The organism is Bacillus sp. 7884-1 (assembly GCF_002272245.1).
Lineage (GTDB): Bacteria > Bacillota > Bacilli > Bacillales > Cytobacillaceae > Neobacillus.
Window position 1 is genome coordinate 33,779 of sequence record NZ_NPDD01000157.1, and the last position, 26,809, is coordinate 60,587.

Here is a 26,809-nt window from a genome sequence, read left to right on the forward strand (position 1 = left end):
GAATTATTTTGATTGAAGGTGGAATAATGGAAAAAATCTATCTCGACCATGCTGCTACTACTCCGATGCACCCAAGGGTAATTGAAAAGATGATGGAGGTTATGAGCCATAACTTTGGTAATCCATCAAGTATTCATTCTTTCGGAAGAGAAGCACGACATTATTTAGACTTGGCACGAGAAACCTTGGCTAAGAGTATTGGCGCAAAGGAAAATGAGATTATTTTTACAAGCGGCGGGACAGAAGCTGATAATATGGCTTTATTTGGTGTTGCTGAGAGCTATCAGCATAAAGGTAAGCACATCATAACGACTCAAGTTGAACACCATGCAGTGCTTCATGCCTGCCAACGATTAGAAAAAATAGGCTTTGAAGTAACGTATTTACCAGTGGATGAAACAGGGATAATTTCTCTTAATGAGTTTAGCAGGGAATTAAGGGAAGATACTATATTGGTTTCAATCATGTACGGAAATAATGAAGTGGGAACCATTCAGCCTATAAACGAAATTGGAGAACTTCTCAAATCTCATCAGGCATTGTTTCACACAGATGCTGTCCAGGCTTATGGAATCGAAGAAATCAATGTGGATGAACTGAATGTCGATTTATTGTCTGTATCTGCTCATAAGATTAATGGCCCGAAGGGAACGGGTTTCCTTTTTGTACGTGAAAAGGTCAAGTTAGTTCCTCGTGCCTTTGGCGGTGAGCAGGAACGAAAAAGACGAGCTGGTACGGAAAATGTTGCAGCCATTGTCGGTTTTCAAGAAGCGGCAATAGTCGCAGCACAAGAACGCTCTGCGAAACGGGAAAATTATCAAGGATTTAAAAAAACCTTTATCGAACACTTGACTGAACATAATGTAAAGTTTTCCATAAACGGATTGCTTGAAACTTCCATGCCTCATGTATTAAACTTAAGCTTTCCGGGAACGAACGTGGAAGCAATGCTGGTGAATCTTGATTTAGCTGGGATAGCTGTATCGAGTGGATCTGCCTGCACGGCGGGTTCTATTGAACCTTCACATGTCCTGGTTGCCATGTTTGGTAAAGAATCAGATGTGTTGATTAATTCTATCCGTTTCAGCTTTGGTTTTAACACAACAGAAGAACAAATCATCAAGGCTGCTGAAGAAACGGCAAGAATTGTGTCACGTCTGAAAAAATAAATAAATGAGTGAGTTTTTTAAGGTAAGAGAGGTGAGAATAATGGAAAAAAGAGAACCAAAGGATATTCGAGTGGTGGTCGGTATGTCAGGAGGGGTTGACTCCTCAGTCGCAGCATTGTTGTTAAAACAGCAAGGCTACGATGTCATCGGAATCTTTATGAAAAACTGGGATGATACCGACGATACTGGATTCTGTACGGCAACGGAGGATTACAATGATGTCATTCGTGTCTGCAACCAAATTGGTATACCTTATTACGCAGTAAACTTTGAGAAACAATACTGGGACAAGGTATTTACCTATTTCCTAGAAGAATATAAGGCGGGAAGAACGCCAAACCCTGATGTAATGTGTAATAAAGAAATTAAATTCAAAGCCTTTCTTGAGCATGCAGTGAACTTAGGTGCTGATTATCTGGCAACGGGACATTATGCTCAAGTTGAATATCGAGACGGAGAGTACAAAATGCTCCGCGGTAAAGATGAAAATAAAGACCAAACGTATTTCTTAAATCAATTGAATCAAGAGCAGCTAAGTAAAGTTATGTTTCCAATAGGTAATTTAGAAAAGCCAAGAGTTCGTGAAATTGCGAAAGAAGCAAATCTAGCAACTGCAACGAAAAAGGATAGCACGGGAATCTGCTTTATTGGAGAACGTAACTTTAAGGAGTTCCTTGGTCAGTACCTTCCAGCTCAGCCAGGAAACATGGAAACGATGGATGGAGAGGTTAAGGGTAAGCATGAAGGCTTAATGTACTATACAATTGGTCAGCGTCATGGCTTAGGAATCGGCGGTTCAGGTGAGGCATGGTTTGCGATTGGCAAGGATTTAAAAAGAAATATCCTTTACGTCGGACAAGGATTTCATAATGAAAAACTGTATTCTGAATCGATTATCGCTGATAACGTAAGCTGGGTATCTAATCGAGAAAAGCCTGCAGAATTTACATGTACGGCTAAATTCAGGTACCGTCAGGAAGACCATAAGGTGACGGTACAGCTTATGGACGATAATAAAGTCAAAGTAATCTTTGATGAACCCATCCGTGCGGTAACCCCTGGACAGGCTGTTGTTTTTTATAATGGTGATGAATGTCTTGGCGGCGGTACCATCGATGAAGTTTATAAAAATGGACAACGTTTAACATATGTAGGATAAAAAAACCCCTGATTCCAGCTGGAATCGGGGTTTTTTTATGATAAATACTAGGTAATTTTCAATGGTTTTGAGCTTTGTACTTTTTTGATAGGGTTATGGACTATTTTTCATTGCTTTTGGACTTTTTTTAATGAATTATGGACTATTTTTCATTGCTTTTGGACTTTTTTCATGGAGTTTTGTACTATTAGACAAAATATTCCAGCCAAACACTAAATAGGGTATCGTCCTCTATATCCCTAAACGTACGGAAAATATATAGTTTTATGGTATACTCTAAAATTAGAACGGAGTGATATTTACATGGATAAAAACCAATTAGGTGTTCAATACATGCAAGAAGGCAAGTGGGAAGAGGCAGCAAAGATTTTTAATGAGGTCATCGAAGAAAACCCGCAAGATCCGATTGCCTACATAAATTTTGGTAATGTGCTTTCTGCTGTTGGCGATGATGAGAAAGCGTTGAAATTTTACCAAAAGGCCATTCAATTAGATGAAAATACTGCAGCCGCATACTATAGTGCTGGTACCATATATTTTAGTAACGACAAATTTGAACAAGCTAAAAAGATGTTTGAAACCGCAATGAAAAAAGGACTTCATACCAGCGATAATTATTTCATGCTCGGTCTTACCCTTGTACAGCTTGATCAGGGGAAATTTGCACTGCCCTATTTACAAAGAAGTGTCGAACTAAATGAAGAGGACGCGGAAGCAAGATTCCAATATGGTTTATGTCTTGCACAGCTAGAATTAATTGATGAGGCCATTGTTCAACTCGAAAGATGCATTGAATTAGATGCTGAACATACGGATGCTCTATATAACCTAGGTGTGTCTTATGCTTTTAAAGAGAAAGCAGACAAAGCGCTGGCCATGTTCGATAAAGCCCTTGAGATTCAGCCGGACCATCTGTTAGCAGGACACGCGAAAAAGTTGATTGAATCAGCAAGATAAATCCATAAAAAAATAGAAAGGAGGAAGCCCCCCATGGATAAGCAAAGCTCACTTGATTTATTTGCAGAGCAAGGAAAGTTCGTAAAAGGTAAACACCTTGTGACCATCTTTCATAATGAGCAAAATCTTTACACCGTTTTAAGAATTCGTGTAGAAGAAACGAATCATGAATATGATGACAAGGAAGCGGTAATCACCGGTTATTTTCCAAAGATTCACGAGCAGGAAACCTATATTTTCTTTGGTGAGTTTAAGGATCATCCGAAGTTTGGCATGCAATTCCAAACAAAGCATTTTCGAAAGGATATTCCGCAAACCAAACAAGGCGTGGCAGCATATTTATCAAGTGAGATGTTCAAAGGGATTGGGAAGAAAACAGCAGAAAACATCGTTGAATCATTAGGAGAAGATGCGATTTCAAAAATTCTAAATCAGCCCTCCTTACTTGATTCTGTCCCAAAGCTTCCTCCTGATAAGGCGAAAATGCTATATGATACGTTGATGGAGCACCAGGGTCTAGAGCAAGTGATGGTCGCTTTAAATCAATATGGCTTTGGACCGCAGCTTTCCATGAGAATGTATCAAACCTATAAGGATGAAACCCTCGATATTATCCAAAAGAACCCTTATAAGCTTGTTGAGGATATCGAGGGAATCGGTTTTGGACGGGCAGACGAATTGGGTTATCAACTGGGTATTTCTGGGAGCCATCCCGACAGGATTAAAGCTGCTTGTCTATACTCACTTGAAAATGAAAGCATGCAGAATGGGCATGTCTATGTTCATTTAGAGGATTTGCTGGTACAGGTTAAGAATCTGTTAGAAGAAAATAAACGTGACCGGATTGAATACACTGATATTTCAACAGAGATTTTGAAACTCGAAGAAGAGGGAAAAATAGTTGGTGAGGAAAAGTGTGTTTATTTGCCTTCGTTGTATTTTGCTGAAAAAGGACTAGTTACAAATATAAAAAAAATCCTTGAACAAACACAATACAAGGAGCAATTTCCTGAATCGGAATTCTTGCTGGCATTAGGAAATCTTGAGGAAAGGCTAAAGGTACAGTATGCACCCACCCAAAGAGAAGCGATTCAAACGGCCTTAATGTCTCCGATGTTAATTTTAACAGGGGGTCCTGGAACAGGTAAAACCACTGTCATTAAGGGGATTGTTGAGCTTTATGCGGAATTGCATGGCTGCTCATTAGAGCCGAAAGATTATCATAAAAAGGGCGAACCCTTTCCATTTTTACTAGCAGCACCGACAGGAAGGGCAGCAAAAAGAATGAGTGAATCCACCGGTCTGCCGGCTGTGACGATTCACCGTTTACTTGGTTTTAATGGATCAGAAGGAATGGATCGTGACGATGTTTCTGAACTTGAAGGGAAAATTCTGATTGTTGATGAGACCTCGATGCTTGATATCTGGTTAGCAAATCAATTGTTCAAAGCACTGCCGGATACCATTCAGGTTATTCTAGTAGGGGATGAAGATCAGCTTCCTTCTGTGGGGCCAGGTCAAGTGCTAAAAGATTTATTGAGATCTACGGTTGTCCCAACCGTTAGATTAACAGATATTTATCGACAGGCAGAAGGATCCTCAATTATTGAATTGGCTCATGATATCAAGAAGGGGTACTTACCAGCGAATGTTACCATGAAGCAGCCTGACCGTTCGTTTATTAAGTGTTCAACGGCTCAGATTCCTCAAGTGATTGAAAAGGTTGCTCTTAATGCCAAAAGTAAAGGTTATTCAGCCAAGGATATACAAATCCTGGCACCCATGTACAGAGGTCCTGCAGGGATTGACCGTTTAAATGTCTTGTTACAAGAAATCTTTAATCCAAACCCTGATGGTACTCGGAAGGAAATAGCCTTTGGGGAAGTGAAATACCGCATCGGTGATAAGGTCCTTCAGCTTGTAAATCAACCAGAAAGCAATGTTTTTAACGGAGATATTGGAGAAATTATATCCATTATCTATGCAAAAGAAAATACGGAAAAACAAGATATGGTATACGTTTCCTTTGAAGGAAATGAAGTTGAATATACAAGACAGGACTTGAATCAAATTACTCATGCCTATTGTTGTTCGGTACATAAATCTCAGGGAAGCGAATTCCCGATTGTAATCCTTCCTATTACAAGAAGCTATTTTCGAATGTTACGCAGGAATCTCATCTATACAGCGATAACACGAAGTAAACAGTCCCTAATCCTTTGTGGTGAAGAGGAAGCATTAAGGATGGGTGTGGAAAGGGCAGATGAACTAAGCAGACAAACCACATTATCCCAAAAGCTTCAGGAGATGATATCAGTCAAGGATTCTCCGGAAGTTGAAGAAACTGTAGATGAACCAGGACTATCAGCCGAAGAAAGATTAATGCAGGTCAACCCAATGATTGGCATGGAAAACCTTACACCTTATGATTTCATGGTAAATGACTAAAACTATAAATGTTCACAGGAGGTGGGACACTCTGCGAACATTTTCTTTATTGAAAGGACAGCCAGTCTTTGAATGCAGCACAGGAGCAAAAATTGGTGAAGTTACTGATTTGTGTATCACAAACGAAGGGGTCGTAAAAGGCCTTATGGTCAAGAAAGGCGCTTTCTTCAAACAAACCTATTTTCTGGACATTCGAGATGTAGCATCTTTTGGCTGGGATGGGGTCATGATTGAAGATGATGACAGCCTTAAAAGACTAAAAACAACTCCAGAATATACCCTTAACCATCAACACTCTCTAAACGGAAAAATGATGATTTCTAAGAGCGGAGAGTCACTAGGATTGTTACAGGATGTATATTTTCATGAAGAATTGGGCACAATCGTAGGGTACGAAATTACGGATGGTTTCTTTTCGGATATCACAGATGGGAAACAGATTATACATTCCGAGAAGCCCCCTGCGATCGGAAAGGATGCCATCATCGTAGACGTTAATCATACGTGAGGTGTTCTTTTCATGTTCAAATGTCCCAATTGTCAGAGCAAGGATATCGGCAAAATCGGAATAAACCAATATTATTGCTGGAGCTGTTTTATTGAATTGTCTCTTGCCAAAGGTATTATCAATACCCATCAAGTCGAAGAAGATGGTACACTAAGCTCCTTAGATGACTTGTTTGAAGAGGAAGAGCGTCGTTACACCATTTAAAAGTGGAAACACTGAGGTACTGAAGGTAGACAGTAAGCACAAAACAAAAGAGCACTGTCAAACTACAGAAGAGGTGAGACGTATGAATAAAGTGATGACTTCCGTTGTTGCATTAGGAGTTGGAATGGCAGCCTATAATCTTGCACAGAGAAACAACATGATGTCTGGCCGTCAAATGAAACGAATGTCAAGAAAGGTTAAACGAGCTTTATTCTAAAATGAATCCCCCTCTATGTAGAGGGGGATTTTTGCTTCATGTATAAATCCGGTATTTGTCTCTAAGAATAATGGTAATAAGGAGGCATTGGTATCGGTGGAAATTCGGGTTAAATGGTTTTATAGGATCGGTTTTTTACTTCTTTTACTCATTGCCCTTTACGTATTTTTAAAAATTCGATTTGTCTGGTTACCGATTGTAAGAGTGGCGATAGTGATTATCCTGCCTTTTTTTATTGGTGGATTTATTACATATTTGCTCCACCCTATTGTTGAAAAACTCCATGAAAAAGGCTTACATCGCGGGATTGCGATTTTTCTGATTTATTTTCTGTTTTTTGGTGGTATTGGCTTAGCTCTCTACAAAGGAATTCCTGCATTTATTTCACAAGTTAGAGATCTTGCAGAAAGTGCTCCCATCTTAGCAGAGCAATATCGAAACTGGATAAAGGAACTTCAATCGCATACACGTGAATGGCCAGATGGGCTTCAAGAACAAATCAATGAAGGGATCATTGGTTTTGAAAAGAGATTAGATTCACTACTAAACGTTATCGTTGATTCCCTGCTGAACTTCTTGAAGTTTGCTTTTGCCATCATGCTTATCCCTTTTATTGCTTTTTATATGTTAAAGGATTTCGGTCTCATTAAAAGAGCAGTATGGTATATAACACCTAAAAAATGGCGCAGAAAAGGAACACGATTTCTTAAGGATATCGATGAATCACTTGGTAGCTACATTAGAGGACAGCTTTTTGTTTGTCTTATTATCGGAAGTCTTTCCTCGATATTATTTTGGATTTTCCATTTAAAATATCCTCTACTTTTAGGTATGATTATTGGGGTCACAAATGTAATCCCCTATTTTGGTCCAATTATTGGGGCTGTTCCAGCCGTCATTATCGCTGCCACGGGATCCGTTAAATTAGTGCTTATAACCATCGTCATCGTTTTTGGACTGCAATTTTTAGAAGGAAATATATTGTCTCCCTATATTGTGGGAAAAAGTCTGCATATGCACCCATTAATGATTATGATTGCTTTAACGGCAGGTGGTGAAATAGGCGGAATCCTTGGAATGATTGTTGCTGTACCTGTTCTTGTTGTCCTTAAAGTAAGCATTATTCATGCTAAAAATCATTTCATGCACGAAAAAGTAAAGGAACCCGCGCCATCAGATTGACAAACGTTTTTTGTGTGGCTATAATCCCTTTATAGAATATTTTGGATTAACATGTTGAAGGACCTTAGTATGTTGTAGTCCATCTTTAAGAGAGGAGCTTCCTTGGCTGTGAGAAGCTCTAGATGAAGGATAACAGAAGCTAGTCCGGAGTGCAGCTAACCACTGCCGTTCTTGCCGCGTTAAGGCATTATTTGAGAGATGAACACCAAAGCTTTTGTGTTCATAATCAGGGTGGTACCGCGAGTTAGCTCTCGTCCCTGTTAGGGATGAGGGCTTTTTTGTGTTCTTTTTTAAATTATATCTAGCGTCAGCGTCAGCGCCTAGCCTCTCGAGGTCAAAAAACCTTCGACAATAAAAGTCAAAAAGCGAACTTTTCTTGCCGAAGAACTTTTGCTTGTCGGGGCTGACCAAGGCGCTTATGCTTTCAAATTAAAGGAGGTTTACTAAATATGAAATACTTGACTGGTTCAGAAATTCGTAAAATGTATTTAGATTTTTTCCAGGAGAAAGGGCATACTGTTGAACCTAGTGCGTCGCTTGTTCCTCATGAAGATCCAACATTATTATGGATTAATAGTGGTGTAGCTACATTAAAAAAATACTTCGATGGCCGTGTTATTCCAGCGAATCCAAGAATTACAAATGCTCAAAAATCAATCCGCACCAATGATATCGAAAACGTTGGGAAAACAGCACGCCATCATACTTTTTTCGAAATGCTCGGCAACTTTTCCATTGGAGAATATTTTAAAGAGGAAGCTATTGAGTGGGCATGGGAGTTTTTAACAGATAAAAAATGGATCGGCTGGGATCCTAAACTTCTTTCCGTTACGATTCACCCAGAGGACCACGAAGCATTTGAGCTTTGGAATAAGAAAATTGGGATACCAGAGGAACGAATCATTCGTCTTGAAGGGAACTTCTGGGATATTGGTGAAGGCCCAAGTGGTCCGAATACCGAAATCTTCTATGACCGCGGTCCAGAGTATGGGGATGACCCTACAGATCCAGAATTATATCCAGGCGGCGAGAACGAGCGCTATTTAGAGGTTTGGAATCTGGTGTTTTCTCAGTTTAATCATAATCCGGACGGTACGTATACACCGCTGCCAAAGAAAAATATTGATACAGGCATGGGCTTAGAAAGAATGGCTTCCGTTGTCCAAAATGTACCAACTAACTTTGACACTGATTTGTTTATCCCCATTATCAGAGCAACCGAAGAGATTTCCGGTGTGAAATATGGCGAGGATAAAGAAAAGGATACTGCATTTAAAGTAGTTGCCGACCACATTCGTACAGTTGCCTTTGCTGTGGGTGATGGAGCATTGCCATCAAACGAAGGACGCGGGTATGTATTACGACGCTTACTTCGCCGGGCAGTCCGCTATGCAAAACAAATTAATATCAATCGTCCTTTTATGTATGAACTTGTCCCAGTGGTAGGGGAAATCATGAATGATTTCTACCCAGAGGTAAAAGACAAGACTGATTTTATCCAGAAAGTGATTAAAAATGAAGAAGAACGCTTCCATGAAACTTTGCATGAAGGCTTATCCATATTAGGCAATGTAATCAAAAAAGAAAAGGAAAAAGGCAGCGATACGATTTCTGGAAGTGATATTTTCCGACTGTATGACACTTATGGTTTTCCCGTTGAATTAACCGAGGAGTATGCAGAAGAAGAGGGAATGAAGGTAGACCACGCTGGTTTTGAAATAGAAATGGAATTACAGCGAGAACGTGCTCGTGCGGCTCGCCAGGATGTAGATAGTATGCAGGTTCAAGGCGGTGTACTTGGAGACATTAAGGTAGAAAGTGAATTTGTTGGATACGACCAGCTTCAAACAAGCTCTACGGTTGTGGCAATCATTAAAAATGGTGAATTGATTGAGGAAGCATTTAGTGGTGACGAGATTCAATTAATTCTTGATGTAACACCATTCTACGCAGAGAGCGGCGGGCAGATTGCAGACCGTGGAATGATTTATGCAGAAGGTGTTGCCGTTGCTGTAAAGGACGTACAAAAAGCGCCAAATGGTCAAAATCTTCATAAAGCTGTGGTAGAGTCAGGAATATTAAAAACTAATGCAAAAGTGACAGCAAGTGTGAATCAAGATAATCGAGTGCAAATTATCAAAAATCATACGGCTACCCACTTGCTTCATCAAGCATTAAAGGATGTACTCGGAACACATGTAAACCAAGCAGGTTCACTCGTGGAACCAGATCGTCTCCGATTTGATTTCTCGCACTTTGGTCAAGTGAAGCCAGAAGAACTCGAGGAAATTGAGAAAATTGTTAACGAGCAAATCTGGAGAAATATTGAAGTAAATATTAGTCTCAAACCGATTGCTGAAGCAAAAGAAATGGGTGCAATGGCTCTTTTCGGTGAAAAGTATGGTGATATCGTTCGTGTTGTTAAAGTAGGCGATTATAGCTTAGAGCTTTGCGGAGGCTGTCATGTTCCAAATACATCTGTGATTGGTCTATTTAAAATCGTTTCTGAAGGTGGAATTGGTGCTGGCACAAGGAGAATTGAAGCCGTTACAGGTGAGTCAGCTTACCAATTGATGAATGATCAAATCGGGTTATTAAAGGATGCAGCAGATAAGTTGAAAACCAATCCTAAAGAAGTTGTTAATCGAATTGAAGTCTTAATGTCTGAAATCAAACAACTTCAGCGTGAAAATGAATCACTTGCAGCTAAATTAGGAAATATTGAAGCTGGCAGCCTTGTATCGAAAGCAAAAGTAATTGACGGTGTTACAGTATTGGCTGCTAAGGTCCAAGCGTCTGATTTGAACAACTTGCGTAATATGGCGGATGATTTGAAGCAAAAAGTCGGATCAGCTGTCATCCTTCTCGGAAGTGTAAATGAAGGGAAAGTTAATTTAATCGCTGCTGTCACAAAGGATTTAATTGACAAAGGATACCATGCGGGTAAATTAATCAAAGAAGTTGCCACACGCTGCGGCGGGGGAGGCGGCGGCCGACCTGATATGGCGCAAGCTGGTGGAAAAGATCCAGAAAAACTAGACTCTGCCCTGCAATTCGTAGACGAATGGGTGAAATCAATTTGATAATGAGACAAAGTAGTGTAAAATGGTGGTAACTAGAAAAGCGGAAGTGCCTTGCACAGTGGCGACAGGCATAAGACGAGCGGTGAGAAGGTTGTTCTTTAACCTTCTTGTCGGATTGGCTTATGACCCCGAGCCCCTAGGCACTGTAGCTAGCACTAAACTATAAAGTGGCAGCGCCATGGCGCGGTATAGTTATCTCCTCTACTAAAAATGCGAGGTGCAAGTGATGAGCTCATTTGATAAAACGATGAGATTTAATTTTCCTGAAGAGCCTTTTGAACATGATGTAAATGATGTTCTTCTTCAAGTTTATGAGGCCCTGCAGGAAAAAGGGTATAACCCAATTAATCAAATCGTCGGATATTTACTGTCCGGGGATCCTGCCTATATTCCCCGTCATCGGGATGCTAGGAATATCATTCGTAAACTTGAACGGGATGAAATTATTGAGGAATTGGTTAAATCCTATTTAAATCAACGACGTGAGGGTTAAGAAATGCGGATTATGGGATTAGATGTAGGCTCTAAGACAGTTGGGATTGCAATTAGCGATGAGCTTGGCTGGACTGCACAGGGCCTCAAAACCCTCAAAATCGACGAAGAAAAAAATAAGTTTGGTTTTGATGAAATTGGTCAATTAATAAAAGAGTATGGAATCAGTCAAGTTGTTATTGGGCTGCCAAAGAATATGAATGGTTCCATTGGACCTCGTGGTGAAGCCAGCAAGCGATACGCAGAGGAAATTGAAAATCAATTTTCAGTTTCAACCATTTTATGGGACGAGCGTTTAACGACGATGGCAGCAGAACGGGTTTTGCTTGAAGCGGATGTCAGCCGGAAAAAGCGAAAAAAAGTTATTGATAAAATGGCAGCCATGATGATATTACAAGGCTATCTTGATAGCAAAAATTAATGAGGTGAAGATATGGAACACGGTGAAAATCAAATTACAATTGTAGATGAAAAAGGTAATGAACAACTATGTGAAGTACTTTTTACATTTGAATCAGAGGATTTTGGCAAGTCTTATGTATTGTTTCAACAAGTAGGTGGAGTGGAAGACGATGAAGAGGGTCCTGAGATTCATGCCTATGCCTTCAATCCTAATGATGAGGATGGCGAAGGTGAATTAATTCCAATTGAAACCGAAGAAGAATGGGACATGGTAGAAGAAATGCTCAATACCTTCTACGACGAACAAGAAGACGAAGAATAATACTTTAGAAAGCGGTCCTGATGAGGGGTCGCTTTTTTTTTTGATGTATAGTGGAAGCGTTTCATAACTTCATCAAAAATTGACATTTTTCGCATAATATGCTGAAATAATATTTGATACGCTATTTCTTACTGAGAAAAAAAGAGTTTGAAAGATAGATGTTTCACTGGTTATATGGGAGGGGCAATTAGATGTCAACAGAAGAGACAAACTCGAAAAAAGAGGTAATTCGAAAGAAAATGCTAGAGCACCAAAGCGAAGCAAGAATTGTTCGTAGAATTGTTTTAATTATTACAATCGTGGCTATTTTAATCCTCGTCTTTATCGGCGGAGGGGGTTATCTCTACATCAAGTCAGCACTGCAGCCTGTTGACAAGGATAGTAAAGTTCAGAAAAAAGTAGAAATCCCAATCGGGTCATCCGTAACGGGGATTTCTGAGAAATTAGAAGCAAACGGAATTATTAAAAATGCTAAAGTCTTTAAATACTATGTGAAATTTAAAAATGAAGCTGGTTTTATGGCTGGGGAATATGAACTTAGTCCTTCTATGGAGATACCAGAAATTATTAATCGCCTGAAAACCGGAAAAGTATTGCAAAAGGCTGCTTTCCAGCTAACCATTCCAGAAGGTAAACAGTTAAAGGAAATCGCCCAAATCATTGCTAAGACAGTAAATTTACCGGAAGAAGAAGTGTTTAATCAATTAAATGATCGAACATTTATTCAAAAAATGATGGCGAAATTTCCTGATTTATTAACAACAGATATACTGAATCCAAATATTAAATATCCTCTTGAGGGCTATTTGTTTCCTGCAACCTATCCTTTCTACAAGCCAAATCCAACTGTAGAAGAAATGATTGTTACGATGTTAGAACAGACTAGAAAAGTGATTACACCATATTTAGCAGAACTTAGTGAAGAGGAGTTTACAGCACACCAGTTGTTGACCATGTCTTCCTTGATTGAGGAAGAGGCAACGCAAAAAGCAGATCGTAAAGATATCTCGAGTGTATTTTATAATCGAATAGAACAAGAGATGCCTTTGCAAACAGATCCAACGGTTCTTTATGCACAAGGGAAACACAAGGAAAGAGTCTTATACGAGGATTTAGAAGTAGATTCACCTTATAATACTTATAAACATAAGGGACTTCCTCCTGGTCCAATTGCGAATGCAGGGAAAGATTCAATCGAGGCAGCAATAAATCCATCTGAAACGAAGTATTTATATTTCCTTGCTACAGCAGGAGGGGATGTTATTTTCACAAAGACTCTAGAGGAACATAACGCTGCAAAAGCAGAGCACATTACCAATAATAATTAATAAGAACACAAGGGGGAAATGGTTTTCTTTCCTCCTTGATTATGTTAAAATAGTTCAAGTGTTTTATGAGCAGACAATAGCGTTTCTTTGAACGCTATTTTTTCATGTCTAAAGAGCATTATATTGGTTACAATGCTTTTAATAGCTAGAGGCAGGTGATGGCAGTTTGTTGAATGATAAACTGCATTCTTATATTGAGGAACTGATTCCAGGACGTGAACCATTGTTTACCGAAATGGAAAATTATGCATTAGAAAATAAGGTACCAATTATGGAGCTTGTAGGAATTGAAGCATTGCTTCAATTTTTAAGAATTCAAGGCTCTAAAAAAATTCTTGAGGTAGGTACTGCGATTGGTTATTCTGCCTTACGAATGGCCGAGGCTCTGCCAAATGCGTGCATTGTTACGATAGAACGAGATTTAGAAAGAATACAGGCTGCAGAAGAATATATAGGGCGTTCAAGGCACGGCGAACAGATTATATTGATTAAAGGTGATGCCCTTGAGGTTGAGGAACTTGTACGTGAACAAGCCCCATACGACACCATTTTTGTGGACGCTGCAAAAGGACAATATCAAAAATTCTTTGAGATGTATTCCAAATACCTTAGTGTTGATGGCGTCATCATAACAGATAATGTTTTATTTAAAGGTCTTGTTACACAATCAGAGATTGAATCAAAAAGGATTCGTAATCTGGTCAGGAAAATAGATAACTTCAATCATTGGCTGATGAATCACCCTGATTATCATTCAGTCATTCTCCCTGTTGGTGATGGGATTGCTATTAGTAAAAAGAAGAGGTGACTAAAATGAAAAGAACGGAATTATTAGTTACTCCACTGTCAGTTAACGATATATTGCCACTAGCAGAAGCTGGTGCCGATGCGTTTGTTATTGGAGAACAAAGATATGGACTACGCTTAGCGGGTGAATTTAACCGAGAACAGGTAAAGCAGGCAATAGAATTAGCACATTCTAAAGAGAAAAAAGTCTATGTTGCCATGAATGCTATTTTTCATAATGAAAAAATGAATGAATTAAGTGATTATATTAAATTTGCAGCAGAAGCAAATGCTGATGCAATTATTTTTGGTGATCCTGCTGTCTTAATGACCGCACGAGAGGCAGCCCCTGATATGAAGCTTCATTGGAGTACGGAAACTCTTGGGACAAATTGGTTTTCATGTAACTATTGGGGGAAAAAGGGTGCAAATAGAGCAGTCCTAGCGCGTGAAATTAATATGGACTCAATTGTAGAAATCAAAGAAAATGCTGAGGTTGAAATAGAAGTACAGGTCCATGGCATGAGCTGCATGTTCCAATCGAAACGTTCACTTCTTGGAAACTATTATGAGTACCAAGGAAAAGTAATGGAAATCGAAAACCGTAAAATGGAAAAAAACATGTTCATACATGATAAAGAAAGAGAAAATAAATATCCAATCTTTGAAGATGAGAATGGCACTCACATTATGAGTCCTAATGATATTTGTATCATTGACGAGCTGCAGGAATTGCTTGAAGCCGGTGTAGATTCCTTTAAAATTGATGGAATCTTAAAGTCTTCTGACTATCTTATTGCAGTAACAAAGGCATATCGTGAAGCGATTGACTTATTTTTTGAAGACTCAGATCAATACGACGATAAAAAAGACGAGCTTTTAGAAGCTATTAAGGCTGTGCAGCCAGAAAATCGCAAACTAGATACAGGATTCTTTTTCAAAGAAACAGTTTACTAAAAAGGAGGGGTTCATTCATGAATACAGTTAAGGATAATGTTTCTGAAATCATTGATGGAAAACGTGTGATTGTGAAAAAACCGGAACTCCTTGCGCCGGCAGGAAATCTTGAAAAATTAAAAATTGCTGTTCAATATGGGGCTGATGCCGTATTTATTGGCGGTCAGGAATATGGTTTACGTTCAAACGCCGATAACTTTACATTTGAAGAAATGAAAGAAGGCGTAGAATTCGCCAAAAAATTTGGGGCAAGAATCTATGTTACAACAAATATTTTTGCTCACAATGAAAATATTGATGGATTAGAAGACTATATCCTTGGGTTAAAGGAAACTGGGATTGCTGGAATTATCGTTGCAGACCCATTGATTATTGAAACATGCCGCAGGCTGGCACCAGAAATTGAAATTCATATCAGCACGCAGCAATCCATTTCAAACTGGAAAACAGCTCAGTTCTGGAAGGAAAGCGGTGCAGAGCGTGTCGTTTTAGCACGTGAAACGAGTGCAGAAGAAATAAGAGAAATGAAAGAAAAAGTCGATGTTGAGATTGAAATCTTTATTCATGGAGCAATGTGTATTGCTTATTCTGGACGTTGTACATTAAGTAATCACATGACCGCGAGGGATTCAAACCGAGGCGGCTGCTGTCAGTCTTGCCGTTGGGATTATGATTTATATCAACTAGAAGGCAGCAACACTGAAGTTCCTCTTTATGGTGAGAATGATGCGCCATTTGCCATGAGTCCAAAGGACCTTAACCTGATTCAAGCGATTCCTCAAATGATTGAGCTTGGAATTGACAGCTTGAAAATTGAAGGCCGAATGAAGTCGATTCACTATATTGCAACGGTGGTAAGTGTATATCGAAAAGTAATTGACGCCTATTGTGCAGACCCTGACAACTTCGTCATTAAGCGTGAGTGGTTAGAAGAGCTGGACAAATGTGCAAATCGTGAAACAGCACCTGCGTTTTTTGAAGGTGTTCCGGGGTATAAAGAGCAAATGTTTGGTAATCATAGCAACAAGACAAAGTTTGAATTTGTCGGTCTTGTGTTGGATTACAACGAAGAAACGCAAATGGTTACACTTCAACAACGAAACCACTTTAAACCGGGTCAGGAAGTTGAATTCTTTGGTCCGGAAATTCAAAACTTTACACATGTGATTGATAAAATTTGGGATGAAAAAGGTAATGAACTGGATGCAGCAAGACATCCGCTTCAAATTGTACAATTTAAATTGGACAAACCGGTTTACCCTAACAACATGATGCGAAAGGAGAACTAGGTTGATGCGCAAACCGGTTGTTATTGGTGTTGCCGGAGGTTCCGGCTCAGGAAAAACAAGTGTAACAAAGGCAATTTATGAAAGCTTTAAAGGTCATTCCATAACCATGCTTCAACAGGATTATTATTATAAAGACCAAAGTGATTTACCCTTTGAGGAACGCTTAAAGACGAATTATGACCATCCATTGGCTTTTGATAATGATTTGCTTATCGAACATATTGAAAAGCTGTTACGTTATGAGCCTATTGACAAACCAGTTTATGATTATTCGCTTCATACCCGTTCGAAAGAAATCATTGAAGTTGAACCAAAAGATGTTATTATACTAGAAGGAATACTTGTTCTTGAAGATGAGCGGTTACGTAATTTGATGGATATTAAGCTGTTTGTTGATACAGATGCAGATATTCGAATTATCAGAAGGATGTCACGTGACATTAAAGAGCGTGGGCGGACATTGGACTCAGTTATTGAGCAATATACGAATGTGGTTCGTCCGATGCACAATCAATTTATTGAACCTACTAAGAGATATGCGGATGTCATTATCCCTGAAGGCGGTCAAAATCATGTGGCGATAGATTTAATGGTCACAAAAATTCAAACAATTCTTGAACAAAAGTCAATTTTATGAAACAATAGCCTAAAGATTAGGTTCAAATGAATCCATATTGGATGAATACAAGCTGCGCGCCCTTTTTAGAGGACGCGCTCCTATGTATTTATGTGATACCTACATAACATTATCAAACACAATCTATGGGGGATTGTGAAGACTAGAAGGAGTGAGAAGTTTTGGCGATCGAAAAAGTATTTCCAATGACACAGGCGGGTAAAGACAAACTAGTCCAGGAGCTTGAACATTTAAAATCGGTAAAGCGAAAAGAAGTTGTAGAAAGAATTAAAATTGCAAGAAGTTTCGGAGATTTATCTGAAAACTCTGAATACGATTCTGCGAAGGAAGAACAAGCATTTGTAGAAGGTCGTATAACAACTTTAGAAAATATGATTCGCAATGCAAAGATAATTGTGGAAGGCGACACAGTTACCGACTCGGTTACTTTAGGAAGGTCAGTTACATTTGTGGAACTTCCTAATGGCGATGAAGAAACTTATACCATCGTTGGCAGTGCAGAGGCAGATCCGTTTGAAGGAAAAATTTCAAACGATTCTCCAATAGCTAGAAGTCTAATCGGCAAAAAAGTAGGCGATCAAGTATCCGTTCAAACACCAGGCGGTGAAATGAGCGTCCGTATTGTCTCTATTAAGTAATTGATTTTTTTAACTTTATGTTTGAAATAGAAGCACCTCGTCAAAACTTTTGACGAGGTGTTTTTTTATGATACGTAGACGAATTAAAGGATTACTCGTCCTTTGTATAGCTGGGTTATTGATTCTCACTGGGCGATTAATTCAGATTCAGTTGGTTCAAACGGAGACTTTTTCGAAGCATAATGTAAATCTTTTGGAAGAAAGTGTGAAACAAAGAACACAGGAATTAGTCATCGATAACGGGCGCGGTAATTTTCTTGATCGGAATGGAGATTTGCTTACCCATAAGAAAGTATCTGTTCTTGTCCTCTTCCCTTTTTTAAAAAATATGGAATGGGATATGGAAGCAGTATCAACTATTTCTGGTATTTCAGAAAATAGTTTAAAAAACGCCTTAGAGGATGCAAATAAACCTTTTGCATATGGAGAACCACAGCCACTGGAATTAACACCTTCACAAATGGAAAAAATTAATAAGCTTGAAATACCCGGTGTATTTGCCATTGAAAAGAAATTTGAACGCACCGAAATACTCGCAGAGCAATTAATTGGGTTAACGGGAGAAAACGCTGAAGAATTAAAAAAACGTTATTCAAATAAGGATCTCTCTGAGAAGACACTTATTGGTGTTTCAGGTCTAGAAGAAAGTTTTGATGAATTTTTACTTCCAGAAGGAAAGTCCAAACTTGTCTATCACGTTGATGGTGACGGGGCACCGTTATTCGGAATTAATGTAAAGTATGTAGATCCTGCTAATCCTTTTTACCCAGTAAACGTTAGAACAACGATTGATAAAAGTTTACAGCAGAAATCGGAGGAATTAGTGGACCAGCATGCAATAAATAAGGGCGGGTTAGTGCTCCTTGATATTCAAACCAATAGTGTCCTAGCATCCGTTTCACGTCCAGCTATCAATCAAAGTGATCCTTATAGCGGCTCTGGGATTACGAACCGAATGCTAAAGCAAGAAATAATGGGTTCCATCTTTAAAACCGTGGTAGCAGCAGCTGCCATTGATAATAATCTGGATGGCCCAACAAGGTTATTTGATTGCAGCAAAAAAATTAATGGCGATCCTGAACTCAAATATAATTATGGAATGCTCTCTTTTACGGATAGCTTTGCGAGAAGCTGTAATCGGACCTTTGGAGAACTAGCAAAGGAACTTCAAAAAATAGATAAAAATATGTTGGAGGATTATGCTGAGAAATTGTCGTTAACAGGTAAGGTAGGCTGGCAGGGTGAAGTTTATCATACTGATAATTTTAAACAGCTTGTCGATGAAGATAAAGGCAGGGTGTTTTTAACAGAAGAGGCTAAGAAGGACCAAAATTATGCAGCTATGTCAGGGATTGGTCAGCATGAGGTTCGGGCAACGCCGCTGGCTGTAGTCAATATGATGGCCACAATCGCAAGAGGCGGTAAAAAAGAAATGGTACGAACTGCTTCGAAAATTGAGTATAAAAATGGTACAACGATGGTTACCTTCGATAATAAAGCATTATCTGGAGATACCATTTCACCTTACAGTGCAATGAAGCTTCAGAAATTATTAAGAGATGTTGTTGTAAATCCGAATGGAACTGGAAAATGGTTTCAAGACCTTCCCTATGAGGTTGCAGGGAAATCAGGAACCGCGGAGACAGGGAAATATGAGAATGATAAACAATTGCATAATAAGTGGTTTGCGGGCTATTTTCCCTATCAAAATCCTAAATACGCGCTTGTCGCCGTTAATCTAGATGTTCTCGATACAGAAGGCGGTGTGAATTTATTATTTGCCGATATGGTAAAAATGTTATATGAATATGACAAAGGATTACAATAGTATTAACTTAAGGAAAAATCCTTCACGTTCTTTTCGATTCATGTTAGAATGTTGACAGCCATAATAATTGTTTAGCGGCGCTTTCGCTTTTCTATTTGGAGGGATTTTAATATGAGTAACGATTTCCAATCTGGTTCACGTTCTGGTTATCGAGCTAAAAGGAAGAAAACGAACATTATCTTAAATAGTCTTATTGTCATTGTGCTAGCACTCATTTTCTTTGTAGCCTATACGATCTTCTTATCAGGTGACGATAAAGCAGCACCCAAAAAGGAAGATACCAAAACAACAGCAAATCAAGCCTCAGAAAAAGAGGATAAAGATACTGAAAAAAATGACGCCGCCCGGGAAACTGAGGGAGATACAGATTCTGAGGAAAATGCTGATGAAGAGAGTGAAGAAGCTTCAGCACCTGAACAGGAAGATGACTCACAGGCAGTTATTACCGAGGGAGATGGAACTACCAATGTAGTTAGAACCATCGAGAACCCTACCTGGAAGCCTGTAGGTACCGTGCAAACGGGTGAACATGCCCCAGTTTATGATGAATCACATGTAGATTGGCAGGAAATGCGAAAGGCAATTTCATATGCAACTGGGTTGGAAGAAAGTAATATGACTTTATATTGGTTAGGGCGGGATAAAGCATCTGGAACTGGATCGTTTAGTACCGTTGCATCTAAGGATAAAACACAAAAATACAATGTCTACCTTGAATGGGTAGATGGTGAAGGCTGGAAGCCAGTTAAAGTAGAAGAGCTTTCTGCCATTGAATAATAAAAAATAGGATGGGCTATCCATCCTATTTTTTTCTTTTAAAGTGGACAACTGCGGTATAGAAAGTTTGCCCCTTCTCGGTAACATACATTTGGTGAGAGACGGAATGTACCCCTAAGAGAATCGCTTTATTTTCCTCAATTTTTCCTTCAATTTTCTTTTCCAAAACTTTAAGATCAGTAGCTTCAAAGAACTCTACCTTATCCTCAATAAAGTCAATTTGAAAATTCAACATTATCACCCTTTCCCCTATGTACATTTTAGTAATTAATTTTTTTTAAAGCAATAAGAGATGGAAGATGCGATAACATTTTTAAAATAAATTCATAGTATACTTATAGGAATTATAAGTTTGAGGTCTGGAGGTTTCCAGTTTGGGACGTGAATTTTTAGATGTTTTTGAACAATGGGCAGATTCCTATGATGAAAGTGTTAGCGGACATAATCAAGAATATAAAGAGGTTTTTGCGGGATATGAGCAAATATTAGAAGCTGTCAAAGAACGTTCAATGGGGCATGTGGTAGAGTTTGGTGTTGGAACGGGTAACTTGACAAAAATATTATTTGAAAAGGGTTTGAATGTAACTGGAATTGAGCCGTCTGTTCCAATGAGGAGAATTGCAGAAGCAAAGCTTGGTACAAATGTGAAAATTCTTGAGGGTGACTTTCTTCATTTTCCTGAAATAATAAATATTGATACTATTGTTTCAACATATGCATTTCATCACCTCACCGATGAGGAAAAAGATGAAGCGATTGCCAAATATGGAAAGCTGCTTTCGAAAGGTGGTAGAATAGTGTTTGCGGATACGATGTTTGAATCAGGAAAAGATTATAATAATGCAATCGTAGAAGCAAAAGCAGAAGGCTTTCATAATCTGGCAAAAGATCTGGAAACAGAATATTATACAACCATTCCTAACTTAAGAACTATTTTGGAAAAAAGTGGGTTTATCGTTAGGTTTAAACGTTGCAATAATTTTGTCTGGTTAATGGAAGCAGAAAAACAATAAGAGAGAGGTTTTAGACATGAAAATTGCCATCATTGGAGCAATGGAAGAAGAAGTAAAATTACTAAGAGACAATATTGAGGGGCAAACACAAGAAACAATAGCCGGATGTGAGTTTACCCTTGGACAAATGAATGGAGCAGAAGTGATTTTGCTTCGCTCAGGAATTGGAAAGGTAAATGCAGCGATGTCGACAACCATTTTACTTGAAAAATATAAACCAGACTGCATTATCAATACAGGATCAGCTGGAGGTTTTAACCCAGAATTAAATGTAGGGGATGCCGTCATTTCTACGGAAGTCCGCCATCATGATGTGGATGTAACTGCCTTCGGATATGAATATGGGCAGGTACCACAGCTTCCTGCTGCATTTTTGGCTGATGAAAAGTTAATTTCTATAGCAGAAAATGCCGCAAAGGAACTAAGTAAATTCCAAATTGTTAAAGGGTTAATTGTTACAGGTGATTCTTTCATGGAGGATCCAGAACGTGTGAAGTTTGTACGTTCTAAATTTGAAAAATTACAGGCAGTTGAAATGGAAGCAGCTGCAATTGCGCAAGTTGCCCATCGATTTGGTGTTCCATTTGTGATCATTCGATCTTTATCTGATATTGCAGGAAAAGAATCGGAAACTTCATTTGATCAATTTATAGACCAGGCCGCAACCCATTCCGCTACACTGGTTATGAAAATGGTGGCGGCGTTAGGGTAGTAGGCAAGAAGGCTGGTGGGATGATGAGAATATTTAAAAATGTCCATGAATTAATAGGACATACACCTATTGTAGAAATTTCACAGTTTCCTCTCCCAAAAGATGTACGTATTTTTGCTAAACTGGAATTCATGAATCCAGGCGGCAGTGTTAAGGATCGACTCGGTGTAGAACTTTTGCGGGAGGCTTTCGAGAGTGGAAAGCTTCAAGAAGGAGGAACGGTTATTGAACCGACAGCCGGGAATACAGGGATCGGATTAGCGCTTGCTGCCTTAAACAAAGGCGTGCAGGTTATTTTATGTGTCCCAGAGAAATTCAGTATAGAAAAACAAGAATTAATGAAAGCTCTTGGAGCAAAAATTGTTCATACTCCTACTGAAAAAGGGATGAAAGGAGCCATTGCGAAAGCAGAGGCTCTCCTTAAGGAAATTCCTGGATCTTATTGTCCACAGCAATTTAGCAATTCTGCAAATCCTGAAACGTATTATAAAACATTAGGACCTGAGCTATGGGAACAAATGGATGGGAAAATAAGTACATTTGTTGCAGGCGCAGGTACAGGCGGAACCTTTATGGGTACAGCTCGTTATTTAAAAGACCAAAATATAGACATAAAGACTGTTATTGTCGAACCAGAAGGCTCCATTTTAAATGGTGGTGAATCAGGTCCCCATAAAACTGAGGGAATTGGTATGGAATTTCTTCCCGGTTATATGGACCCAGACTATTTTGATGCCATTCATACAATTTCTGACGATGATGCATTTTGGTTTGTAAAAGAATTAGCAGCAAAAGAAGGATTATTGGTTGGCAGTTCATCCGGTGCTGCCTTTAAGGCTGCCATGTTGGAAGCAGAAAGTGCTAAAGCTGGAGCGAATATTGTCGTTATATTCCCAGATGGAAGTGAACGCTATCTAAGTAAGAAGATTTTTGAAGGGGGGATTTAGGTGAAAAGAAAAACAAAATTAATTCATGGTGGTATAAGTACCGACCCGGCAACAGGAGCAGTTTCATTTCCCATTTATCAAGTAAGTACCTATAAACAAGAAGGTGTGGGCGGACATAAAGGCTATGAATATTCAAGAACAGGAAATCCAACGCGATTTGCGCTTGAAGAGCTAATTAAGGATCTTGAGGGTGGTCAAGCAGGATTTGCCTTTGGTTCCGGAATGGCTGCTATGACAGCTGTAATGATGCTTTTTAACAGTGGAGATCATGTGATTTTAACCGATGATGTGTATGGCGGCTCTTTTCGTGTCATGACTAAAGTATTAAACCGTTTAGGTATTGATTCAACTTTTGTTGATACTAGTAATCTCAATACGATTGTCAGTGCGATAAAACCAAATACTAGGGCAATTCATTTAGAAACACCCACAAACCCGCTTTTGAAGATTACTGATATTGAAGCAGTAGCAAATCTTGCGAAAGAACATGGTTTATTAACAATTGTTGATAATACGTTCTCAACACCTTATTGGCAAAATCCTATTGAGCTTGGTGCTGATATTGTTCTTCATAGTGCTACAAAATATTTAGGAGGCCATAGTGATGTCGTAGCAGGCTTAGCTGTAGTTAACAGTAAGAAGCTTGCTGAAGACCTTCATTTTGTCCAGAACTCGACTGGAGGCGTATTAGGGCCACAGGACTCATGGTTATTAATACGAGGGATTAAGACATTAGGTATTCGTATGGAGGAAACGGAGAAAAATACCGCTGCAATTGTTCACTTCTTACATGAACACACTAAGGTACAAAAAGTATTTTATCCTGGATTGGAAACACACCCACATCATGCAATTGCTAAAAAACAGGTAAGAGGTTTTGGTGGTATGGTATCATTTGATGTGGGAAGTGCAGAAAATGCAGATAAACTATTAAGTAAAATTCATTATTTTACTTTGGCTGAAAGTCTGGGTGCCGTTGAAAGTCTAATCTCTGTCCCAGCTAGAATGACTCATGCTTCCATTCCCGCAGAACGGCGTGCGGAATTAGGGATTACCGATGGGCTAGTCAGAATTTCAGTAGGTCTTGAAGACGTTGAAGATTTGATTGACGACTTAAAACAGGCCTTAGAATAATAAATTCTTTGTCCGGCTTATATGCCGGATTTATTTTTTGTTTGTTTTTCTAAAATTTACATACTCTTTTATGCTGTTTTTTATGTTAAAGTAGCTTAGTAGATTTAAAGAAAAGCAGGTGACCAACAGTGGATAAACAAACAAAAAGTCTTTATGAAAAAATGGTTGATTTTAAACAATTTGCTGTCGTATTACTCGCTGTCGGTGTATTTTTCTTTTTAGGTGTAATAATTCCATCAGACACTAAGAGTGAGATGGATATAAATATAATGATGATCTCCTCTATGTCCTTTTTAGCGGTTTCGATTTTACTTTTTATTCAATCGAAACAGTGCCAGCTTAAACTTATGGATATAGAAGACGGCAAGCAAAGATAAACGTTCCCTTGGGACGTTTATTTTTTTTGAATTAAACCAGGCGATTTAACTATTTTTAAAAAAATATCAAAAAAGTGGTTTACAAAGGGTATGTCGCTGGATATAATTACCGTAGTTAGTAAAAAATTCCGAAGGAGGTCGAAGAAAATGATGATGAAATTAATGGTTGCTGCCACGGGTAATGCTATTTGGATGACAACTGCATATGTAAATAATTTGCATTCGACCGACAGGAATGGATTGCTTAACTAATTTTTTAGTTACCTAACATATCCATGCCGCAGGGAGAGTGCTGCCCTGCGGTATTTTTGTGCCTAAAATTAAGGCCGCAAGGGAGTAATTTTTCTTGCGGCCTTTTTGCGCCTGTTTAATGGATATTATTAACAAATTTGGTTATAAAGGGAAGGGGTGATAGTTATGACACTAAATATATTTTTTATCTCGATTACATTAAAAAAACGCAAAGAAAGTCTACAACAAGCAACTCGAAATGAAACGATAGAAAAACTTTTTGAGCAAAACAAGGAACGTCAATTGTCGGTTTATCATTTACTATAAATTAACCCTTAAAAAAGGAAGTGTATTTAAATGACTCTTAATATTTTATTTTTTTCAATTACAGTTAAGAAACGTAAAGAAAGTCTGCAAGAAGCAATGCGAAATGAAATGGTTGAAAAGTTATATGATCAGCACAAAGACCGTCAAGTTACTGCTTATCATTTAATGTAATAAACCCTTAATGGGAGGTGATAGTCATGACCTTAAATATTTTTTTCTTATCCATTACCATCAATAAACGTGAGATGAGTATCGAAGAAGCAGCACACCAAGAACAAATTGAAAAAATATATGAAGCAACGAAGGATCGTCAGATATCCGTTCATCGCATTATGTATTAAGGCTTTAAATGAAAAAAAAGGAAAGGTGGGTTTACAATGATTTATTTAATTCAAAAACGCGGTGCAAGCTTATGGAGTATGAAAGATACCACCTAGTTAGGATATTAAGGAGGTAGTTGAAAAATGCCGGTGCATACCTTTTTATTGTTTCTTTTCATGAAAGCAAAGAAGAAAAACAAAAAGTGAAATCATAAATAACAATAAATGATTAACGATAAATGTTTGTTAACAAAATGTTCACAACCCCTTAAGTTAGATACTGTGAAAATGTGATAAATTCGAAGTAGATAAAAGGATCTATCTTAAGGGGTGGAGAATATGTTCATGATCGTGATGGCTTTGGTCATAACAGCGGCGATTGGCTGTGTAATAACAGCGGAGCTAAGTGTAGAATAACAAGAAGCATTGACCTTTTTAAAGGTCAGTGCTTTTTTTGTAGTGTGATAAAAGCCTATATTTTCAAATAAAATGTTTTGGACAGACACAATCACCCTGTTTATAACATAGGAATTAGTTATAGGCAAAGCCCAAAAAAGCACGGGGGTGGATGTGCATGGCAGGGATTCTCACAGCACTTGGTTATCTCATTAAAGAATTTTTATTTCTTGTCTCTTATGTTAAAAACAATGCTTTTCCGCAGCCCCTATCTGCTGCAGATGAAAGGAAATATTTACGGTTGATGGCGGAAGGGGACTCACATGCTCGTAATATGTTAATTGAACATAATTTACGGCTTGTAGCACATATTGTAAAAAAGTTTGAAAATACTGGTGAGGATTCAGAGGATCTAATCTCAATAGGAACGATTGGTTTGATAAAAGCAATTGAGAGCTATTCCGAAGGGAAAGGAACAAAGCTTGCCACGTATGCAGCACGTTGTATTGAAAACGAAATCCTCATGCATCTTCGAGCACTTAAGAAGACGAAAAAAGATGTCTCTTTGCATGACCCAATTGGACAGGATAAAGAAGGTAATGAAATCTCACTGATTGATGTACTCAAATCCGAATCAGAAGACGTTATTGATACCATCCAGTTGAACATGGAACTCGAAAAAATTCGGAAATATATCGATGTCCTTGACGACAGAGAAAAAGAGGTAATTGTCGGCCGTTTTGGCCTTGACCTTCAAAAGGAAAAGACCCAGCGAGAAATTGCGAAAGAATTGGGGATATCGAGAAGCTATGTTTCAAGGATCGAAAAACGCGCACTAATGAAAATGTTTCATGAATTTTATCGTGCTGAAAAAGAACGTAAAAAGAAGAACTAGAAACAGAGCTGGTGTATACGGCTCTGTTTTTTTTATTGGCTGTGTTAAAGGTAACTATTGATTTTAGAACTCTG

The 26,809-nt window shown here is 38.6% G+C and carries 30 protein-coding genes and 1 other annotated feature; of the genes, 29 read left to right on the top strand and 1 reads right to left on the bottom strand.

Annotated elements, in window-relative coordinates; translation table 11 throughout:
- Positions 1-26 precede the first annotated feature (26 nt).
- The 20 genes from CHI06_RS18325 to CHI06_RS18420 all read left to right on the top strand — a co-directional run bounded on the left by CHI06_RS18325 (position 27) and on the right by CHI06_RS18420 (position 20,383).
- Complete coding sequence (locus CHI06_RS18325) at positions 27-1,169, top strand: cysteine desulfurase family protein (RefSeq protein ID WP_095250069.1); 1,143 nt, start codon at positions 27-29, stop codon at positions 1,167-1,169.
- 40 nt (positions 1,170-1,209) lie between these two features.
- On the top strand, positions 1,210-2,328 hold the full coding sequence (gene mnmA, locus CHI06_RS18330; protein ID WP_095250070.1) for a tRNA 2-thiouridine(34) synthase MnmA: 1,119 nt from the start codon (positions 1,210-1,212) through the stop codon (positions 2,326-2,328).
- Positions 2,329-2,631: 303 nt separating this feature from the next.
- Positions 2,632-3,285: a tetratricopeptide repeat protein gene (locus CHI06_RS18335; RefSeq protein WP_095250071.1), complete on the top strand. Its 654-nt coding sequence runs from the start codon at positions 2,632-2,634 to the stop codon at positions 3,283-3,285.
- Positions 3,286-3,318: 33 nt separating this feature from the next.
- Positions 3,319-5,733, top strand: coding sequence for an SF1B family DNA helicase RecD2 (recD2, locus tag CHI06_RS18340; protein WP_095250072.1), 2,415 nt, complete (start codon positions 3,319-3,321; stop codon positions 5,731-5,733).
- On the top strand, positions 5,726-6,241 hold the full coding sequence (locus CHI06_RS18345) for a PRC-barrel domain-containing protein (protein WP_306453821.1): 516 nt from the start codon (positions 5,726-5,728) through the stop codon (positions 6,239-6,241). The genes recD2 and CHI06_RS18345 overlap by 8 nt, the downstream gene beginning before the upstream one ends.
- 12 nt (positions 6,242-6,253) lie before the next feature.
- Positions 6,254-6,445: a hypothetical protein gene (locus CHI06_RS18350; RefSeq protein ID WP_045517826.1), complete on the top strand. Its 192-nt coding sequence runs from the start codon at positions 6,254-6,256 to the stop codon at positions 6,443-6,445.
- An 82-nt stretch (positions 6,446-6,527) separates the two neighbouring features.
- On the top strand, positions 6,528-6,662 hold the full coding sequence (locus tag CHI06_RS18355; protein ID WP_095250073.1) for a YrzQ family protein: 135 nt from the start codon (positions 6,528-6,530) through the stop codon (positions 6,660-6,662).
- A gap of 96 nt (positions 6,663-6,758) precedes the next feature.
- Positions 6,759-7,844 (top strand): AI-2E family transporter, encoded by a 1,086-nt coding sequence (locus CHI06_RS18360; RefSeq protein WP_095250074.1) that lies wholly within the window; start codon positions 6,759-6,761, stop codon positions 7,842-7,844.
- Positions 7,845-7,889: 45 nt separating this feature from the next.
- Positions 7,890-8,106, top strand: a binding site (T-box leader).
- Positions 8,107-8,293: 187 nt separating this feature from the next.
- The gene (gene alaS, locus CHI06_RS18365; RefSeq protein ID WP_095250075.1) at positions 8,294-10,927 is read left to right on the top strand and encodes an alanine--tRNA ligase; all 2,634 of its coding nucleotides are present in this window, start codon (positions 8,294-8,296) and stop codon (positions 10,925-10,927) included.
- A gap of 226 nt (positions 10,928-11,153) precedes the next feature.
- Positions 11,154-11,420, top strand: coding sequence for an IreB family regulatory phosphoprotein (locus CHI06_RS18370; RefSeq protein WP_095250076.1), 267 nt, complete (start codon positions 11,154-11,156; stop codon positions 11,418-11,420).
- Between the two features lie 3 nt (positions 11,421-11,423).
- Positions 11,424-11,840: a Holliday junction resolvase RuvX gene (gene ruvX, locus CHI06_RS18375; RefSeq protein WP_095250077.1), complete on the top strand. Its 417-nt coding sequence runs from the start codon at positions 11,424-11,426 to the stop codon at positions 11,838-11,840.
- 12 nt (positions 11,841-11,852) lie between these two features.
- On the top strand, positions 11,853-12,143 hold the full coding sequence (locus CHI06_RS18380) for a DUF1292 domain-containing protein (RefSeq protein ID WP_063251383.1): 291 nt from the start codon (positions 11,853-11,855) through the stop codon (positions 12,141-12,143).
- Positions 12,144-12,334: 191 nt separating this feature from the next.
- Positions 12,335-13,471: an endolytic transglycosylase MltG gene (gene mltG / locus CHI06_RS18385; protein ID WP_095250078.1), complete on the top strand. Its 1,137-nt coding sequence runs from the start codon at positions 12,335-12,337 to the stop codon at positions 13,469-13,471.
- Positions 13,472-13,637: 166 nt separating this feature from the next.
- Positions 13,638-14,279 (top strand): O-methyltransferase, encoded by a 642-nt coding sequence (locus CHI06_RS18390; protein ID WP_095250079.1) that lies wholly within the window; start codon positions 13,638-13,640, stop codon positions 14,277-14,279.
- 5 nt (positions 14,280-14,284) lie between these two features.
- Entirely contained in the window at positions 14,285-15,214 is a 930-nt protein-coding gene (locus CHI06_RS18395; RefSeq protein ID WP_095250080.1) for a peptidase U32 family protein, read from the top strand.
- Between the two features lie 17 nt (positions 15,215-15,231).
- On the top strand, positions 15,232-16,503 hold the full coding sequence (locus CHI06_RS18400; protein ID WP_095250081.1) for a peptidase U32 family protein: 1,272 nt from the start codon (positions 15,232-15,234) through the stop codon (positions 16,501-16,503).
- 1 nt (position 16,504) lies between these two features.
- Positions 16,505-17,140 carry a uridine kinase gene (udk, locus tag CHI06_RS18405; RefSeq protein WP_095250082.1) on the top strand — a complete coding sequence of 212 codons (636 nt, stop codon included), beginning with the start codon at positions 16,505-16,507 and terminating at the stop codon, positions 17,138-17,140.
- A gap of 161 nt (positions 17,141-17,301) precedes the next feature.
- On the top strand, positions 17,302-17,778 hold the full coding sequence (greA, locus tag CHI06_RS18410) for a transcription elongation factor GreA (protein ID WP_095250083.1): 477 nt from the start codon (positions 17,302-17,304) through the stop codon (positions 17,776-17,778).
- A gap of 67 nt (positions 17,779-17,845) precedes the next feature.
- Complete coding sequence (locus CHI06_RS18415; protein WP_095250084.1) at positions 17,846-19,606, top strand: peptidoglycan D,D-transpeptidase FtsI family protein; 1,761 nt, start codon at positions 17,846-17,848, stop codon at positions 19,604-19,606.
- A gap of 111 nt (positions 19,607-19,717) precedes the next feature.
- On the top strand, positions 19,718-20,383 hold the full coding sequence (locus CHI06_RS18420; protein ID WP_095250085.1) for a YrrS family protein: 666 nt from the start codon (positions 19,718-19,720) through the stop codon (positions 20,381-20,383).
- A gap of 25 nt (positions 20,384-20,408) precedes the next feature.
- Here the strand turns inward: CHI06_RS18420 and CHI06_RS18425 are convergent, their stop codons facing one another.
- Positions 20,409-20,618, bottom strand: coding sequence for a DUF2536 family protein (locus tag CHI06_RS18425; RefSeq protein ID WP_179292681.1), 210 nt, complete (start codon positions 20,616-20,618; stop codon positions 20,409-20,411).
- Positions 20,619-20,757: 139 nt separating this feature from the next.
- On the opposite strand from CHI06_RS18425, the gene CHI06_RS18430 reads away from it, so the two are divergent.
- From CHI06_RS18430 to sigK, 9 genes are all read left to right on the top strand, one after another.
- Positions 20,758-21,396 carry a class I SAM-dependent methyltransferase gene (locus CHI06_RS18430; RefSeq protein WP_095250086.1) on the top strand — a complete coding sequence of 213 codons (639 nt, stop codon included), beginning with the start codon at positions 20,758-20,760 and terminating at the stop codon, positions 21,394-21,396.
- Positions 21,397-21,412: 16 nt separating this feature from the next.
- Positions 21,413-22,108 carry a 5'-methylthioadenosine/S-adenosylhomocysteine nucleosidase gene (gene mtnN / locus CHI06_RS18435; protein WP_095250087.1) on the top strand — a complete coding sequence of 232 codons (696 nt, stop codon included), beginning with the start codon at positions 21,413-21,415 and terminating at the stop codon, positions 22,106-22,108.
- Between the two features lie 23 nt (positions 22,109-22,131).
- Positions 22,132-23,055, top strand: coding sequence for a PLP-dependent cysteine synthase family protein (locus tag CHI06_RS18440; protein ID WP_095250098.1), 924 nt, complete (start codon positions 22,132-22,134; stop codon positions 23,053-23,055).
- A complete protein-coding gene (locus CHI06_RS18445; RefSeq protein WP_095250088.1) occupies positions 23,056-24,189 on the top strand; it encodes a bifunctional cystathionine gamma-lyase/homocysteine desulfhydrase in 1,134 nt (377 codons plus the stop codon). It begins immediately after the preceding gene.
- A 128-nt stretch (positions 24,190-24,317) separates the two neighbouring features.
- Entirely contained in the window at positions 24,318-24,566 is a 249-nt protein-coding gene (locus CHI06_RS18450) for a YrhC family protein (RefSeq protein WP_095250089.1), read from the top strand.
- Positions 24,567-24,983: 417 nt separating this feature from the next.
- Entirely contained in the window at positions 24,984-25,124 is a 141-nt protein-coding gene (locus CHI06_RS18455) for a YrzI family small protein (RefSeq protein ID WP_095250090.1), read from the top strand.
- Positions 25,125-25,154: 30 nt separating this feature from the next.
- The gene (locus CHI06_RS18460; RefSeq protein WP_095250091.1) at positions 25,155-25,295 is read left to right on the top strand and encodes a YrzI family small protein; all 141 of its coding nucleotides are present in this window, start codon (positions 25,155-25,157) and stop codon (positions 25,293-25,295) included.
- A gap of 26 nt (positions 25,296-25,321) precedes the next feature.
- The gene (locus CHI06_RS18465; RefSeq protein ID WP_095250092.1) at positions 25,322-25,465 is read left to right on the top strand and encodes a YrzI family small protein; all 144 of its coding nucleotides are present in this window, start codon (positions 25,322-25,324) and stop codon (positions 25,463-25,465) included.
- 553 nt (positions 25,466-26,018) lie between these two features.
- Positions 26,019-26,735, top strand: coding sequence for an RNA polymerase sporulation sigma factor SigK (gene sigK / locus CHI06_RS18470; protein ID WP_095250093.1), 717 nt, complete (start codon positions 26,019-26,021; stop codon positions 26,733-26,735).
- The last annotated feature ends 74 nt before the right edge of the window (positions 26,736-26,809 follow it).

Bases quoted from the DNA above. Each gene is read 5' to 3' on its own strand.
- CHI06_RS18325 (WP_095250069.1), top strand. From the start codon at position 27: ATGGAAAAAATCTATCTCGACCATGCTGCTACTACTCCGATGCACCCA.
- mnmA (WP_095250070.1), top strand. From the start codon at position 1,210: ATGGAAAAAAGAGAACCAAAGGATATTCGAGTGGTGGTCGGTATGTCA.
- CHI06_RS18335 (WP_095250071.1), top strand. From the start codon at position 2,632: ATGGATAAAAACCAATTAGGTGTTCAATACATGCAAGAAGGCAAGTGG.
- recD2 (WP_095250072.1), top strand. From the start codon at position 3,319: ATGGATAAGCAAAGCTCACTTGATTTATTTGCAGAGCAAGGAAAGTTC.
- CHI06_RS18345 (WP_306453821.1), top strand. From the start codon at position 5,726: ATGACTAAAACTATAAATGTTCACAGGAGGTGGGACACTCTGCGAACA.
- CHI06_RS18350 (WP_045517826.1), top strand. From the start codon at position 6,254: ATGTTCAAATGTCCCAATTGTCAGAGCAAGGATATCGGCAAAATCGGA.
- CHI06_RS18355 (WP_095250073.1), top strand. From the start codon at position 6,528: ATGAATAAAGTGATGACTTCCGTTGTTGCATTAGGAGTTGGAATGGCA.
- alaS (WP_095250075.1), top strand. From the start codon at position 8,294: ATGAAATACTTGACTGGTTCAGAAATTCGTAAAATGTATTTAGATTTT.
- CHI06_RS18370 (WP_095250076.1), top strand. From the start codon at position 11,154: ATGAGCTCATTTGATAAAACGATGAGATTTAATTTTCCTGAAGAGCCT.
- ruvX (WP_095250077.1), top strand. From the start codon at position 11,424: ATGCGGATTATGGGATTAGATGTAGGCTCTAAGACAGTTGGGATTGCA.
- CHI06_RS18380 (WP_063251383.1), top strand. From the start codon at position 11,853: ATGGAACACGGTGAAAATCAAATTACAATTGTAGATGAAAAAGGTAAT.
- mltG (WP_095250078.1), top strand. From the start codon at position 12,335: ATGTCAACAGAAGAGACAAACTCGAAAAAAGAGGTAATTCGAAAGAAA.
- CHI06_RS18395 (WP_095250080.1), top strand. From the start codon at position 14,285: ATGAAAAGAACGGAATTATTAGTTACTCCACTGTCAGTTAACGATATA.
- CHI06_RS18400 (WP_095250081.1), top strand. From the start codon at position 15,232: ATGAATACAGTTAAGGATAATGTTTCTGAAATCATTGATGGAAAACGT.
- CHI06_RS18415 (WP_095250084.1), top strand. From the start codon at position 17,846: ATGATACGTAGACGAATTAAAGGATTACTCGTCCTTTGTATAGCTGGG.
- CHI06_RS18420 (WP_095250085.1), top strand. From the start codon at position 19,718: ATGAGTAACGATTTCCAATCTGGTTCACGTTCTGGTTATCGAGCTAAA.
- CHI06_RS18425 (WP_179292681.1), bottom strand. From the start codon at position 20,618: ATGTTGAATTTTCAAATTGACTTTATTGAGGATAAGGTAGAGTTCTTT.
- mtnN (WP_095250087.1), top strand. From the start codon at position 21,413: ATGAAAATTGCCATCATTGGAGCAATGGAAGAAGAAGTAAAATTACTA.
- CHI06_RS18440 (WP_095250098.1), top strand. From the start codon at position 22,132: ATGAGAATATTTAAAAATGTCCATGAATTAATAGGACATACACCTATT.
- CHI06_RS18455 (WP_095250090.1), top strand. From the start codon at position 24,984: ATGACACTAAATATATTTTTTATCTCGATTACATTAAAAAAACGCAAA.
- CHI06_RS18460 (WP_095250091.1), top strand. From the start codon at position 25,155: ATGACTCTTAATATTTTATTTTTTTCAATTACAGTTAAGAAACGTAAA.
- CHI06_RS18465 (WP_095250092.1), top strand. From the start codon at position 25,322: ATGACCTTAAATATTTTTTTCTTATCCATTACCATCAATAAACGTGAG.
- sigK (WP_095250093.1), top strand. From the start codon at position 26,019: ATGGCAGGGATTCTCACAGCACTTGGTTATCTCATTAAAGAATTTTTA.